This is a genomic window from Aquimarina sp. ERC-38, assembly GCF_026222555.1.
In the GTDB taxonomy this organism is placed as follows: Bacteria; Bacteroidota; Bacteroidia; order Flavobacteriales; family Flavobacteriaceae; genus Aquimarina.
This window is the reverse complement of record NZ_CP098511.1, coordinates 1,216,762-1,232,882: the sequence shown is the minus strand read 5'-3', so window position 1 is coordinate 1,232,882 and position 16,121 is coordinate 1,216,762. Positions and strand designations below refer to the sequence as shown.

Here is a 16,121-nt window from a genome sequence, read left to right as displayed (position 1 = left end):
TAGATAGCGTGAACATTTATTGAATTAAAAAATTAGATATTTTACTAAATGTTCTTTGTAATTCATAACTTTAACTAACTACTCAGAGAAATTACTGCTTTTTTCAAACTTGTTTTCCAGTGAGGAATTTTAATATCTAATTCCTCACTAATTTTTGAAGAATTCAAAACACTATAACTAGGTCTTTTAGCAGGTGTGGGGTAATCAATTGTTAAAATGGGTTTAATTAAAGTTTTAATATTACTTTCATCAAAAATAGTTTTTGCAAAATCATACCAGCTAGCTATACCTTCATTACTGTAATGATATATTCCATATTTTATTATGTCTCTAGTCACAAATAACATAACAATTTCTGCTAAATCACCTGCATAAGTTGGAGTTCCTATCTGATCATTAACCACAGAAATTTCATCTCTGGTTGACGCTAATCTTAGCATTGTTTTTAAGAAATTATTCCCATATTGAGAATATAACCAGGAAGTTCTAATAATTACATGCTTTTTTAAGATAGTACTAATATGTTTTTCACCATTCAATTTTGTCTTACCGTAAACCCCCAAAGGATTAGTTACATCATCTTCAAGATAGGGTGATTGTTTCCTACCGTCAAATACAAAGTCAGTGGAAATATGTATTAATGTTGTGTCATGTTTTTTACATACTTCTGCTAGATTTTTTGCTCCTATCTCATTGACCTGAATTGTTTTCTGTACTTCTTCTTCAGCTTTATCTACAGCAGTATATGCAGCACAATTTACACAAAACTCAATATTTCTTTCTTTAAAGAACTCAATTACCTGATTCTTGTTAGTAATATCCAACTCTTTTGAAGAAGGAAAGAAAAAACTATATGTATCAAATTGCTTGCTTATATCTTTAATACTAGAAGCTAATTGACCTTTGCCACCAGTAACTAAAATTTTCATAGTTCGGTGGTTTCAAATTTAGGTAATGAACTATCTCTTTCAGAAATTATGATTTTATTTTTTGGTAGTTGCCAATCAATATTAAGATTAACATCATTATAAATTATGCCACCTTCTGAGGCTTTATTATAATAATTATCACATTTATAGCTGAAAACTGCTGTTTTACTTAATACTACAAACCCATGTGCAAAACCTTTTGGTAAATAAAATTGTTTTTTATTTTCTTCTGAAAGTTCTATCGCTACATGTTCGCCAAAGGTACTTGAATTTTCACGCACATCAACTGCAACATCTAAGACCTTCCCAGATAATACTCTAACAAGTTTTGCTTGAGCATGTTGACCCCTTTGAAAATGTAAACCTCTCAATACTCCATAATCTGACAAAGATTGATTATCCTGTACAAAGGTTATTTGTTCTCCCAATATATCTTCAAACTTCTTTTGATTATAACTTTCAAAGAAATATCCTCTTTTATCTTCGAAAATCGAAGGTTTTAAAATAAAACAACCTTTTAAATGAGTTTCTTCTGCAATCATCTATTTTCTTCTAAAATATTTGTAAGATATTTACCATAACCACTTTTGAATAAAGGTTTTGCTAATTTTTCCAATTTTGCTTTTGATATATAACCCATTTTATAGGCAGCTTCTTCAATAGCTCCAATTTTTAAACCCTGCCTTTCTTCTATGACTTGCACAAATTGAGAAGCTTGCATTAAAGAATTAAATGTACCGGTATCTAGCCAAGCCGTACCTCTATCTAAAATACTTACATTAAGTCTGCCTTCTTCAAGATATTTTTTATTAATATCTGTGATTTCCAATTCACCCCGATGACTAGGTATAATACTTTTTGCTATTTTAATAACTTCGTTATCATAAAAGTATATTCCCGGTATGGCATAATTAGATTTTGGAAACTTTGGCTTTTCTTCTATAGAAATAGCCTTTCCATCTTTATCGAATTCTACCACTCCATACCGTTCCGGGTCATGCACATGATAGGCATAAATAATCCCTCCCTCAGGGTTATTATTAGCCTCTAAAATGGTTGATAACCCCGTACCATAAAAAATATTATCTCCTAAAATTAGTGCTACTTTATCATTACCAATAAAATCAGCTCCAATTAAAAAGGCTTCTGCTAGTCCGTTAGGATGTTCTTGAACAGCATACTCAAATCGACAGCCATATTTTTTACCATCTCCTAACAGTTTTTTAAATAATGGAAGATCATGTGGTGTTGAAATAATAAGAATTTCATTAATCCCTGACCACATTAAAGTAGAAAGCGGATAATATATCATAGGTTTATCATAGACAGGCATTAATTGCTTACTTATAGCTAATGTAAGAGGATGTAATCTTGTTCCTGAACCTCCTGCTAATATGATACCCTTCATCTATCCATTAAATTTTAACCAATCATTAGAGATGAATTTCTAATTCAATATTATAATTAAAAACTCACCTTTAGGTAAACGTGTTATATTTTTTTAAATACCAATCAATTGTTTTTTCTATACCACTTTCAAAATTTTCATCTGCTTTCCACTCCAGTTCAGTTTCAATTTTAGTAGCATCAATAGCATATCTTGCATCATGACCTGGTCTATCTTTAACATACGTTATTAGATCTAAATAAGACTTTTTATTACTTCTAGGTAATTTAGTGTCTAAAATATTGCATATTTTTTGTGCAATATAATTATTATTTCGCTCGTTTTTTCCTCCTATATTATAAGTTTCACCGGCTATACCCTTATCATAGACTAATGCAATTCCTTTACAATGATCTTTTACATATAACCAATCTCTAATATTATTACCATCCCCATAGATAGGTATGGATTGTCCGGATATAGCTTTTCGGATAATAGTTGGAATTAATTTTTCATCATGTTGCTTAGGTCCGTAATTATTTGAGCAATTCGTAGTAACCACATTCATTCCATAGGTATGAAAATAGCTTCGAACTATAAAATCAGATGCTGCTTTTGAAGCGCTGTACGGACTGTTAGGAGCGTATGATGTTGTTTCTTTAAACAGTCCTGTCTTTCCTAAAGTTCCATATACTTCATCTGTAGAAACATGATGAAATCGATTTTTCTCACAACCTTTTTTATATTGAAAAGGAGCGCTCATCCAATGAATTCTGGCTACATCCAGAAGCACAAATGTTCCGTTCACATTAGTTTTGATAAAAATATCAGGGCCCAATATCGAATTATCAACGTGTGATTCGGCCGCTAGATGTATGACTCCACTAAAATTATACTTTCTAAATAATTGTTCAATAAGGTTTCTATCGCATATATCTCCTTGAATAAAACTATACTGTTTACTATTTTCTAATTCTTTAAGATTTTGCTTATCTCCGGCATAGGTTAATTTATCTATATTAATAATTTTAATATCTGGCTGTTGTTCTAATAAGTAAGAAATAAAATTGGAACCTATAAAACCTGCTCCCCCGGTGACTAGAATACTTTCTGACATAGATATTTATTCAAATAATAACTACTAACTAAAATTGGTTAAAGATAAGACTATTACTACGAGTTATATAAAGATGATACCATTTATCAATCCTGTTTGATCTTTAAATGCACCTATGCAATTAAGAAATTTAGGCAAATAGATAACCGCAACTAAAAAAGCTAAACTCCTCTTGAAAAAATAACAGTTGTTATAGTTTTAAATAAAATTCTTAAGTCTAGAGTAACAGATCGATTTTTTATATAGTACAAATCGTATTCTAATTTTTTTAAGGAATCGTCCAAATTTTCCCCATATTTATATTTTACTTGAGCCCAACCTGTAATACCAGGTTTTATAACATGTCTCACTGAATAAAAAGGATTCATTTCATCTAATTGATCAACAAAAAATTTTCGTTCTGGTCTAGGTCCTATAAAACTCATATTACCTTGTAAAACAGAAATAATTTGCGGTATTTCGTCAATTCTCAATTTCCTCATTATACTACCAAAAGGGGTTACTCTTGAATCATTCATAGTTGACATTCTAGCACCATCCTTTTCTGCATTAGTAACCATAGACCTAAACTTATATACATAAAATTCTTTACCTTTTTTACCTAAACGTTTTTGTTTATAAAAAAGAGGACCTTTATTAAAAAATAAATTTATAAAAATTATTATTGGTGTAATTATCATAAAAGGAATACCTATTGTAGTACATAAGATTATATCAATTAATTTTTTGAACAAGACATATATGTAATGTGTTTTGGAGTTTTTTAGTTGAAGTACTTCGTAAAAATTATTTCCGACCAAATGAATGGGAAGTGCTTCATGAGAAGTTTCATAAAAAGAAGTATATGTAAAGACTTCTTTACCAATGAACATAGCCCTTGTCAAAAAACTTTCTAATTCTTTTGACACTTCTTGATAGTTTTGAATTCTAAGGATAATAGTATCTACTTTTGGAAGTATTTTAATTAATCGATCCGAATTTTTCGTAAACGTTTTATGACAAGTGGAAATTTTGAACTTTACTTTAAAACCGTTAGAATTTTTATGTCCCTGAATATTTTTTATGTTTTTTTTTACCTCACTTTCAAATTGATTCTCGTAGATATAAATAACTTTTTTTAAAAATGGGGTAGAAATAAAAAAATTACTACTTATTAATCTCCATGCTGTTAAGGAAAATGGCATTAAGGTCAAAAAAGCAATTAAGTAAGGTCGACTAATAGTAGTGTTTATAATTATGATAGTCAAAAAGAAAATTCCAAAAGAATAAAGTAAACCGACAATTAAGGAAGATCTAAAAATATGTACGGCTTTTGCAGCACGTTCTAGATTATAAATATCAATTATATAAGCAATTATAGTAAACAAAGCTATGCCTAGAACAATTACTGGCACTTCATACCGATCAACATTAAAAGTACCTTTTAATGTATATCTTGTCATAAGAAATAGAAAGAAAACTACAATGATTAAGTCACCGATATATAAAAAAATTTTTCTTTCAACAATGTTGAGAGTAAAAATTTTATTCATGCTTTAAGTGTATTTTTGTGCTATAGTATTTTTACTTTTTACAAATATAGAATTATAATCTTACGGGAATAAAGTATTATTAACTATTTAAATATTCTTTACCATTTAAATTTATGAAGAATATTCATTAGGATAAAATAACCGCTTTTAAATTTGGATAAACCTTCAATTTTATGATAAAGCTTCCATTGATACGTTAAAAGACTTTTTTTATTAGATGAGATAGAATTTGTTCTTACTAAATAGTTAGCTAGACTTTCTGTTAAACAATACGCATTCGTAATTTTAAGAATTTTAAGCCATAGTGCGTAATCCTGACGTTTTCTTATAAGTGGCATGAATAATTTACCTAAATATTTGGTATCATACATAACCGTAAGACATCCTATAGGGTTGTAATATAGGGCTTCATTGTAGGTTATCATATATTTTGGAGTTATGGTTTTAACTACCTTTCCGGAACTTTCCGAAATCTGATTATAAGCAGTGTGCGTAAAACTATAATGATTTGATGTCATGAAATGTAGCTGTTTTTCTAATTTATTGGGGTGCCAGGAATCATCGCTATCTAAAAAGGCAATATATCTTCCTTTTGCTAATTCAATACCTTTATTTCTAGCTACTGCTGCTCCGGAGTTTTTATCCAACTTAAAATACTTTATTCTTTTATCCTTATACTCATATTCTTTTATGATTTGTTTAGAATTATCTACAGAACAATCATCTACTAATACATGTTCCCAGTTTTTATAGGATTGGTTTAGGACGGAAAGAATTGTTTTCTTGATAAATTTTTCTGAATTGTATACGGGAGTAATAATTGAAATCAATTTTGGGAGCTTTTATATTTTTTTAAAATATTTTACTAGAAATACTTAGGTAGTAAAAATAAACATCTTTAAGTGGACTTATTTAAGTTCTTCCAATTAAACTAATCTAGTTTTTAATAAAAATATAGATATTATGACATCGAAGGTTTAATATTTTCTCTTGTGAGAATAGTAGTTAGAAAAAAGCAGAAAAAAACTATCCCATATGCCCTTAACAACACGTTTTCAGTAAGTAAACCCACAATCAACAAAAGTACGAAGCTGAAATTTATAATATTTAAAGAGTTTAGAATTTCTCTATAGATTGTTACTACAAATACAAAAAACGAGGATAACGCAAGAATACCTCCCGATATTAATAAATAACTATAATAATTATGCGTATCCACTTTATTTTTTTCAAAAAAACTCGAATTAAATTTACTATAACATTTGTCAAGGCTACTTTGAACATCACCAATTCCAATACCTAACCATAAATTATCTTTTACAATTTCAAAAGAACAACTATAGATTCCTGTCCGAATTTCTATAGAAGATGGTTGGTCGGTTGTTGGTAATTCAAAATTAAAGTTCGTAAATCTTGAACTTATTATAAAAACATTTGTTGACGCATAATAAAAGAATAAAATCATGAATATAGTAAGAAGTACTTTAAAATATACCTTTGCTGACGACTTTATTAAAAAATAACTAATCAGAATTAAAAAATTGGCTATAATAATAATTCTAGCAGCGCAAATTACAATAAATAAAATGAAGCAAATGATTATAACAAGGTAACAAATCTTTCTAATTAGATTATTTTTTTTACTACTTAAATAATAACTACAAATATATCCTGACATGGAAAAATACATTGAAATATATGTAGGATGTAAGTCTAAATATTTAAAGTTAGATATAGTTCTTCTAACCTCAGAGGTATAAAAAATTTTAATAATGCCAACTTTATTTACCGATTCAAAAAACACATATAACCCTATTAAAAATGAAACTAGTACAAACGAATGGTAGGCCAATTTAATATGTCTTTTTGGTATTTTACATTCAAAAAACAATAAAATGAAGGGAAATACTAAAAGAAAAAGAGACTTTTTAATAATCTTCAAGCCTAATTCTACATTTTCTGAATAGGCTAGACTAAGAAATATAATAAATAGATATAATGTTATTCCTAGAAAGCGCATCCAATTTTCCTTACTATGTAGAAAATTAGTTGATTTAGAGTTAGTTAAATAAACTGTCAAGAAAACTATATTGATAGTTGTTAATAATCCATAATTTAATAAGGGAAATGTTGAAAATAAGCAGAGAGAAAGGCACAGTAATTTTTTTCCTATTAATTCGAATTTAAATTTTTTAAAATAACCTAACTGCATTGATAACTTATTTTCAATAGAAATTAATAATATAGCTACTTATAATAAGGTAAAAGCTTCTGACAAATATTATCCCAATCATAGTTTTCTTTAAAATGTACAAAAGCGTTCTTCCCCATGTTCTCAAGATCATTTATAGATAAATCGTTAATTATTCTGAGTAGTTCCTTTATTCCTTCCGAACCTTTAAAACTGACAAAACCTGTTTTATTATCTATTATATAATCTCTAATAGCTCCAAAATTTGTAGAAAATGTTGGCTTTTTGTGAAAAGAGGCATCAAATAATACTCCGCTAACACTTCCGTGCCTATAGGGAAGCAAAACACAATGGCAATTTTTGAATAGATAAGAAACTTCTATATTAGTTAGATATTTTGGTAGATATAGTACAGTTTTATCGCTACTAATTTGATGTTCAATATTAGCTAATTCTCTATATGCTGAATTTTTTTGACCTGCAATTACTAATAAGACATTATCTTTTTTTAAATGAATCCATTGTTTATACAAAAGATCCACACCTTTGTTATAATTTAACAAACCTAAAAATAATACGATCTTTTTATTTTTTTGAGATAGAAATTCTTTAATACTTATATCTATTGATCCTTCTTCATTTTTCAATTCTTTCTTTATCCCATGCTTAGAAATTATAATATTGGAATTGTCTATTCTAGGAAAAATTTCTAACAATTTTTTTTTCAAATAAGTTCCATGAACAATTATTGTATCAAATTTAGAATATATCTGTTTTAAGTGTTTTATTTGAATAGGTGTAGCATTATGTGGTATTACATTATGTGCAGTATAAACTATTACAATTTTGTTAAAAAATAATTGTAAAATTTTTAAAAAAAAACGGTCTATTCTATAATGAAGTAACCAAATAATATGTAAAGTACTTGGTTTTTTCTCATACAAATAAAGCAAGACTTTTATCCAATTGTAGAAATATTCTAAACCTCTTAAATAAGTCCTGATTTTAGATTTTTTAAAATTCTGAGTGTAATTAAAGAAAAATCGCTTTATCACATAATTATCAGATGAAAATGGATAATTTTTATTACAGATTAAATCTACTTTCTTTCCATTGTTATAAAGACCTTCGCAAAGTCCCGCAGTATAACCACTAAGTCCATCAATAGATAGAGGGTCAAATATTGTTACCGTATTGTCAATTTCCAAACCAGAACCCGTGGTTTAATTTATAATTAATCTCTCTATTTCGAATATTTATTTTTTCTGCTGGAACACCAGCATAAATTGTGTAAGGTTCTAAGACACCTGTCACAATAGCTCCTGTATAAACCACACAACCCTCTTTTAAAACTGAACCAGGCATTACTAAAACATTTGAAAATAAAACAACATTATCTTCGATAATTATCTTTTCCCCTTTAGACTCAAAAATAGCAGAATTTACATCATGACCTAATGTGTAAAGTTTTGAGTTATGCCCTATCATCACATTATTCCCAATATGTAGGCCACATCTGGAATCTAAATAGCAATTAAAATTAACAGTAGAATTATTACCTATAAAAATTTTCCCAACGCAAAAGAAGCGAACTTTTGAGTGTATAAAAGAATTTTTACCAATTTTATTTCCTAATGAAGAAAAATAAAGTTTTCGCATCCAGAAGAAAGGCAATAAGTTGTATATAATATTATTTAGTTTATTGACTAAATAATAAATTTGAACTTTAACTTTCATTTTGTGATTCTATAAAAGCATTTAGTATAGATGCAGATGAATGTTTTAAAATAAAGCGACTAAAATCAACTTCTGTTTTTTTCCATTTTATTTTTTCATCAGTAAAGTTTTTAATTGAGTTAGGATATTGATTTTTCATTTCCTTCATAAATATACCTTCTTTTTCAAGAATGACAATTTTTTTATTAAAATTCATTGCTTCATAAAAAGTTCCACTGACTCTGTAGTCAAATGGACAATCTAGAATAATAAATTCAGATTTTTTTAGTAGTTCATAGTAATCTAAGAAATAATTTTTAGTAACTACATAATCAGAACTTATTTCACTTTTATCCTTGTAGTAAAGTACAAGGTTATTTTTTTTTACAAAAGCTATGACTGTTTCAAAAAAAGAAGAAGAAATTCCGGTAGCACTAGGCACAAAAACAATATTACTTTTTCCTTTAAAATTATTCTCAGAAATACAATTTAGGGTATGAGGTAACGTGTAGGTTTTGTTACTTACAATATTAACTAAGTATTCTTTAATATAGTCTTCAAAAACAAAGAATGAAATAGCAGTTTTTATTCTTTTAAAGAAAAAGTCACTAACTCTATTTTTATTCAAGTTATTATGTATTAATGCAAAGGTCTTTTCATGTTTCCAAAAAATTGAAAAAGATATATTTTCAAAAGAGGTAATAAAAACCAAGTCAGTAACTTTTATAAAACCTTTAACTTTTTTAATAATTTGAACTTGATTCTTCACAAATTCGAACTTAGATTTCCAATCAAAATATTTATTACTAATAGTATGATAATTTGAAGTATTTATCAATTCACAATATTTAACAGATGATATAAACCAGATGTCGTATTTTTCTGATAATATAGAAATATAATTCTGTAGCATTTTTACATGCCCTATTTCAGCCAGAAAGTCTACTACTATTAATTTTTGCTTCATAACTAAAAACTATTCCAATTAAACTTCCAATAATTATGAAATTCTTAAATCCTGCTCCAAACAATATAAGAATATAAGCGGTAACTACATATCTTATCCAATAATCCTTAGGAAGATATTTCAAACTTAGATAACAAACATACAGAATAAATAAAACACCTAGATATCCAAGCTTTAAAAGAACGTATGGTATGGTATTATGAGGTTTTATAAATTTACTCTCCAAAATTTCTTTACTAGAAAAAGCAGACTTATCTAATCTGACATTATAATTACGAAATGGGAACTCTCTATCTGTAAAATACCCACCTATCCCTTTGCCAAAAAAAAGAAAAAGAAGTCCGCTATTACTTAAATCTGCATGTATATTGAGCACTTCCAATATTCTAGTTCTTGGTGAATTAGGTACCTTGTTTAATTGGCTTAAATTGGATAGTTCAGGTAATTTCTTTAAAGTCTTACTAATTTGATCTATTTTATGATTACCAAATACGCTAGAGTTATTTTGAACTATATAAGTTAATATTCCTAATATTAAAATTATTGGAATCAAAATTTTAGTAAACTTTTTCAAATAGAAAATAGTGATAATAATTAATGCAATACCGGCGCCAATAAAAGCAAAACTACTTATAAACAAGTATTTAACACGAATAGTTATAAATAATAAGTGAAAAATTATTAAAAATACAATTGTTTTCTTACTTTTTATTGTAAGAAAAATTATGGGTAGAATGCTAATTAAATAAAAGTGACCAAATTCGTCTAAATAGAAAGGTTTAAGATTGATTAGTTCTCCTTTAGTAAGAGATATTATACTATAATAAGGAAAATATATAAGGGTGTAGTTCCTCAGTTCGTTAATAAAAATTTGACTTTCCTTAAGCGAGCTGTTAAAAAAGTAGATAGCAAATAAAAATAGAGTAAAAAACAAAACAAGTTCAACAATAAAGAAGTAAATACTAAATACATCTATTGCCCCAATCACTATTCTAACCATTAGAAATAAAATTAAGAACAAAAAAATTAACGGTGCTTTTAATAATTTTTTCCATTCTAAACTAAAAAATGTTAATATTAAAAAATAAATTATAGAGATATATATAAAGTTACTTTGATAAATAGAATTACCATAAACCTGATAAGCATTAGCTAATATCAAAGCATAAAAAATCGATCTATCCCCTTTTAGTAGAAATATTACGGATATAAAGCTCCAGAAAATTAATAGCATATAAGATATCAATCCGGAGTTCAGAAAAGAATAAGCAAGAGTTAAAATCATAAAGATTTTAATCCTTGAAGTAGTTGTAGTATTTAATACAATATTCACTTTAATATTGAACCGGTGAACTTAGCAGAATAGTATGTTTCTTTTTTCAATTTAATATTGACTAGTTTTTAATATGGATTTTTTTGCAAAGAATGTGATAATATTACTAGTTATAAAATATCTTAATATATATTCTTATTAAAATTAGCTTAAATAATATTAGCTATAATTTATGCATTTAACTTATCTACCATTTTTAGCAGAATTTTCTTATAAATAAAATTATATTCAAATTTATTTAACTTTTGTTACTTATTATGAGCATCAAAACCCAATAAATCAATTTAAAATTGTCTTAGATTAATTTAAAAGATTTAACTGATTTATACCTATAAACTACTTCTGATAAGATTGGTAGAATGTATAAAACTAAAATAAAATTAAAAGAAATAGAATTATAAACTGTATAATAAATAAGTATACATATAAAAAATGTTATCATTTGTAAAATCGTACTAATGTTATACTCTTTATAAAAGCCCATAACAACTAACATATTTTCGCCTAAACCCCATGTAATTGCAGTAAGAGGTACAGAAAGCCCCATTATCAAGATTGTTAAGTTTAGCAAAGAATTTTCTTCAGAAAGAAAAAATAAAGAGATTTGGTTTGATAGTAAAATTATAATTCCATACAATATAAAACTTGTAATAATTGATCTTATTAATATTTTTTTTGAAAAAGTCATATCTTTTGTCGAACTTAAATTTGGATAGACAGCTTGAGTTAATATTAAGAACGGTTTTTTTAATATTGCCATGATTCTTATTCCTAAATCATAGACGGCTAGATCTGCTGTACCAAAATTCTTCTCTATTATAATTTTACTTATACTTTCGGTGAATAAGAAACATCCTTTAGAAACAAATACATAAAAACTTTTTTTAATCAATATAATTATTTCATTTCTAGGTAATAATATTAACCTTATCTTATCTACATAAAAAATTATAAAAAGAGAGATTGCCCCTCCAAGAATTGAAGTAATGAAGAAAATAAATTGTAACGTAGTTCCATCTTTAGAACTATGAATAAAAAGAAAAATAAGAATTATTGATAAAAATTTAGTGATAAAATTTATAATACTTATAAATTTCATTTTCTCAACTCCTTGAAAATACCATAATGGAAATAAAAATTCATTTACAGCTACGTAAATACTAAATAAAAAAAGTAGATCTTGTTCTCTAGTGTCTATAATTGTATGTATGAAAATTAATAAAAGTATTATAGATATTAAAAATAATACTGCTTTAATTAACAAGATTGTACATACAATCTGACTTAACTTTCTGATGTTATTTCTATAGATTGAAACATCCTTCGTTCCTGTTATATTAAAACCAAAGTTAACAATTACAGCAAAAAAAGCAGTTATGGCTTGAGCGTAAATTACAATACCATAATTTTCCTTTCCTAATTGATTAATTAGATAAGGATAAATAATCAAAGGAACAAAAAGATTTAAAATTTGAAAAAGAGATAGATAACTAAAATTTTTAAGAATGCCGAAATAATTTGGATTAATCTTGAATTTTTCTAGCATAAAATAGTCTTTTTTTGCAAAAAGTTACACATTTCTATTTTGCTTTGTAAAAATATTAATATATAATTCTCTAGCGACTTCCCAAGAAAATTTTTCCTTAGCAATATTTATCTTTTGATGATAATACCTATTATTTTCCTTAAAATTTATAAAATAACTATCTATTTCTTTTGAAAAATCTTCATCATTATAACTATTAATAACCACACCAACATTGTTTGATTTAACGTAATATCCAATTTCTTCAGAATTTGAAACGATTACAGGTAAAGTAAATTCTCTAGCTAACGATAAAGGACCACTTTGAGACTTTGATTCTAAATCATAAGTCAATATTAATAAATCGCTGCAACTATAATATAAAGCTATCTTTCTTTCAGATATATAATCAATATCTAAATAAAAATTTTCCAAGTTATATTTTTCAACCCATCCAATAATTTCTTTTTTAGTTATAGAAGCTTCAGCTCCAGCTATTATCAATTTTGGTTGGCTCTTACATTTTGATATTATTCTAACTAATTTTTCGATATTCTTATCTCTCCTTAAAAGTCCAAAAAATAAAACAATGTTTTCATCTTTTTTAAATTTCAATTGTTTACGTGCCTCTTTTTTCTCGATTTTTTTATACTTCAATATGCTTGGATATTGAATAACATGAATTTTATCTTTTGAAATATCTAAATGGTTCTCTAGGACTGTTTTTATTTTTACTCCATTAACTATTACACCATTAACTCCTTTAAGAATTTTATTATTAAATATGTATATGAAAATACGCTTATAGGCATTATAAAGAAAATCTTTAGAATCTAATTTCGCACTATGTATCCATAAATAAATATCTACTTCAAATTTTTTTAAACCTTTTATAAGAAAAGGTAAAGGGAAAACATCGTAATCCATTATATATACTATAGAATCTTTTTTTATTAGTTGCTTAGCTACTATTGCTTTATAGTAGTTGTAAGATTTCTTTTGCTTTGATAAAGATCTTATATAAGGCGCAAAAAATTTATATTTTCTAAAGTTTTCTGCATTAGTCTTTTCGTAATCAACATCAATAGTCACAATGTTGATATCGTTTGAAAAAGAATCTATTTTAATTTTTGATGCGAGATATAAAGTTATTTGAAAATTATCTTTCAATCTGAAACAAAATTCTTCAATATACTCGCGACCATGACCTTTAGAAGAGTACATTGCACTAATTAGGTGAAGTTGTCTCATTAATTTTCGTTTTTTATTTATTGAGAGAATACACTTTTAAAAACTTATTTAACCTTAACAATAAAAGAGTTGAAAACGCAGTAATAATTAATACTAAAGGAAGAAAAAATTTCCACTTAGTTATCCAATCATTTATTAGTACTCCTTTCCGCGGAAAATCAGAGATAATATTAATTGTATTTTTTGTGTTAGCCTTTATAGAATTTAATTTAATTTGAGATTCTTTAAGTAATCTGCTTTCTTTTAACAAATCTATTTCAGTAGTTGTCTTAGAATTTCCTTCTGACAAATTTATGTTAGTTGAAGCATTATTAGATTTATTTGCTTCGATTATACGCAATTTTTGATATAAATTTTGAAGAGAGTCAATTGCAACTAACTGCTTTTCTATTATAGTATCCTGAAGTGCCAAATTTTGGTCATTAACTATTTTCTGTAATTTAAAATAATCATTATTTTCTATAGATTTTACGATAGCCGGTTGACATTTTTTAGCAATTATTGAGTTTTTAGATTCAATAGTAATTTTATGAAATTTCGAATTGATATCGTTAAAATTCTTCAGATAATCCTCGTAAGTAATTAATTTACGTGAGACTGTATCTAATTCCTGAATAAATTCACTAAACTGTCTTATTTTTTGAGTCTGGTCTGAGAAAGATTCTATAATGATTTTTTTAATACTTTCTGCTTGCTCTTTAGATATTTTCAAAGCTTCGGATAGTGCTTCATATTCTTTCTCCTGTGCTAATTCGTTATAAAATTCGATATTATTATATAGCTGCTGAACACTGTTAAAATTAGGTTCAACAATCATAGAAGAACGATATATTTTATCCTTTGAGTTGTCAATAAACCAACCAATAATCACTCCCAAAATGATAGTAACGACAAATACTACTATAAACTTTTGAATAAAAATTAAAAAAGAAATAAAGACATTAAAAACTACTTTAATGATACTTCCTAAAAACTTGAAAAAATTTGAAAAAGCCTTTCCAATCAAAGCAAATAGTTCACCTAAATCTATTTCTTTTTGAGAATTACCCTGTTGGCTCATGATTTTTTTAAATAATTTAAGTTACTAACTGATAGATTTAATAAGTTTATATTAAACAAATCTAGATATAATATGAATCTAAAATTTTAAAATAATACTGAATAAATTGATTATATTAAATAAGTTACTCACGAACAAACCGAATCATTTGTCGATATAAATAAAATAAAAAAGATATTAGGGAAAAAACTGATATCAGTATTAAAGGAACTAATAGTATTGCCTGTTTTCCCAGCTCAACCTTATATTTAATAATTCCAGTATCACTAACTTTAACCAATACCGCAGTATGTAAGTTTAAAATTTCATTCATTTCTTTAACTTTTTCTAACAAAATTTCTTTTTGGTTTAGTAGTGAGGCTATAGTTATTGTTTTTGATTCATCTGCAATTACAACAACCTTATTATCATTCTCATTTTCTGTTTTATTTAGTTTAATTAGATATTGATTTATAAAATTAATAGAGTTCTCACTTTGTTCAATATCTGTTCTAGCCTGATCTTGAATGGTATTAAAATATTTAAGATAATAATCGTTACTATTTATAGCATTTAAAATTCCATTTGCGATATTAGTACCTGTTTGAGTAGTACCTTTTAATTCAATTATTAGTTTATGAAATTTATAAAAGTTTCGGTAAGTACTTTCTTCTTCTTCATTATCAAAATTTTCAACTACTACCTCAAAATTTTGTTTTTCATATTTTGCATATAATTGATCGATAACATCCTCTAATATTTTAACAGGCTCTAAGGTTATAGAATGTAAATTATTCATCCATATAGAATCTAAACCTAGAGAATTATCATACTCCTTGTTACTAGCTTTTATTTTAAGATTATCTATATATTCATACAAGTATTGAGTTGATCCATATTTTGGTTCTAGAATAATTTCTTGGTAATATCTTTTATAAACTCCTGAACTCTGATCGTAAAAATAGCCCAAAACTAGTCCTAAAACTAATAGCACTAAAATAACAATAGCCCTTCTTCTGTAAAATATTAAGATCTCTAATATTAATCTAAATAGCTTCTTAAAAAAAGCATTTAAAAATTTATATATCTGCCTTAAATCAACATCATCATCATTGCTATATTGCTTATCCATAA

15 protein-coding genes are annotated in these 16,121 nt (G+C 26.4%); all 15 read right to left on the bottom strand.

Annotated elements, in window-relative coordinates; translation table 11 throughout:
* Positions 1–74 precede the first annotated feature (74 nt).
* Complete coding sequence (gene rfbD, locus NBT05_RS05240) at positions 75–929, bottom strand: dTDP-4-dehydrorhamnose reductase (protein ID WP_265772410.1); 855 nt, start codon at positions 927–929, stop codon at positions 75–77.
* Positions 926–1,471: a dTDP-4-dehydrorhamnose 3,5-epimerase gene (gene rfbC / locus NBT05_RS05235; protein WP_265772409.1), complete on the bottom strand. Its 546-nt coding sequence runs from the start codon at positions 1,469–1,471 to the stop codon at positions 926–928. Before rfbC ends, rfbD begins: the two co-directional genes overlap by 4 nt.
* On the bottom strand, positions 1,468–2,337 hold the full coding sequence (rfbA, locus tag NBT05_RS05230; RefSeq protein WP_265772408.1) for a glucose-1-phosphate thymidylyltransferase RfbA: 870 nt from the start codon (positions 2,335–2,337) through the stop codon (positions 1,468–1,470). Before rfbA ends, rfbC begins: the two co-directional genes overlap by 4 nt.
* A gap of 70 nt (positions 2,338–2,407) precedes the next feature.
* The gene (gene rfbB, locus NBT05_RS05225) at positions 2,408–3,433 is read right to left on the bottom strand and encodes a dTDP-glucose 4,6-dehydratase (protein ID WP_265772406.1); all 1,026 of its coding nucleotides are present in this window, start codon (positions 3,431–3,433) and stop codon (positions 2,408–2,410) included.
* A gap of 161 nt (positions 3,434–3,594) precedes the next feature.
* Positions 3,595–4,965 carry an exopolysaccharide biosynthesis polyprenyl glycosylphosphotransferase gene (locus NBT05_RS05220; RefSeq protein ID WP_265772405.1) on the bottom strand — a complete coding sequence of 457 codons (1,371 nt, stop codon included), beginning with the start codon at positions 4,963–4,965 and terminating at the stop codon, positions 3,595–3,597.
* A gap of 98 nt (positions 4,966–5,063) precedes the next feature.
* Positions 5,064–5,795, bottom strand: a complete 732-nt coding sequence (locus tag NBT05_RS05215) for a glycosyltransferase family 2 protein (protein ID WP_265772404.1) — start codon at positions 5,793–5,795, stop codon at positions 5,064–5,066.
* 131 nt (positions 5,796–5,926) lie between these two features.
* Positions 5,927–6,643 (bottom strand): O-antigen ligase family protein, encoded by a 717-nt coding sequence (locus NBT05_RS18445; RefSeq protein WP_416346192.1) that lies wholly within the window; start codon positions 6,641–6,643, stop codon positions 5,927–5,929.
* Between the two features lie 569 nt (positions 6,644–7,212).
* Positions 7,213–8,364, bottom strand: coding sequence for a glycosyltransferase family 4 protein (locus NBT05_RS05210; RefSeq protein ID WP_265772403.1), 1,152 nt, complete (start codon positions 8,362–8,364; stop codon positions 7,213–7,215).
* On the bottom strand, positions 8,354–8,893 hold the full coding sequence (locus NBT05_RS05205; RefSeq protein WP_265772402.1) for an acyltransferase: 540 nt from the start codon (positions 8,891–8,893) through the stop codon (positions 8,354–8,356). The genes NBT05_RS05210 and NBT05_RS05205 overlap by 11 nt, the downstream gene beginning before the upstream one ends.
* Positions 8,883–9,839 carry a hypothetical protein gene (locus NBT05_RS05200; RefSeq protein ID WP_265772401.1) on the bottom strand — a complete coding sequence of 319 codons (957 nt, stop codon included), beginning with the start codon at positions 9,837–9,839 and terminating at the stop codon, positions 8,883–8,885. Before NBT05_RS05200 ends, NBT05_RS05205 begins: the two co-directional genes overlap by 11 nt.
* Entirely contained in the window at positions 9,802–11,124 is a 1,323-nt protein-coding gene (locus NBT05_RS05195) for a hypothetical protein (RefSeq protein ID WP_265772399.1), read from the bottom strand. Before NBT05_RS05195 ends, NBT05_RS05200 begins: the two co-directional genes overlap by 38 nt.
* A gap of 343 nt (positions 11,125–11,467) precedes the next feature.
* Entirely contained in the window at positions 11,468–12,718 is a 1,251-nt protein-coding gene (locus tag NBT05_RS05190) for an oligosaccharide flippase family protein (protein WP_265772397.1), read from the bottom strand.
* A gap of 24 nt (positions 12,719–12,742) precedes the next feature.
* Complete coding sequence (locus NBT05_RS05185) at positions 12,743–13,948, bottom strand: glycosyltransferase family 4 protein (RefSeq protein ID WP_265772395.1); 1,206 nt, start codon at positions 13,946–13,948, stop codon at positions 12,743–12,745.
* Positions 13,949–13,961: 13 nt separating this feature from the next.
* The gene (locus tag NBT05_RS05180; protein ID WP_265772394.1) at positions 13,962–15,008 is read right to left on the bottom strand and encodes a hypothetical protein; all 1,047 of its coding nucleotides are present in this window, start codon (positions 15,006–15,008) and stop codon (positions 13,962–13,964) included.
* A 124-nt stretch (positions 15,009–15,132) separates the two neighbouring features.
* On the bottom strand, positions 15,133–16,119 hold the full coding sequence (locus NBT05_RS05175; protein ID WP_265772393.1) for a hypothetical protein: 987 nt from the start codon (positions 16,117–16,119) through the stop codon (positions 15,133–15,135).
* Between the last annotated feature and the right edge of the window lie 2 nt (positions 16,120–16,121).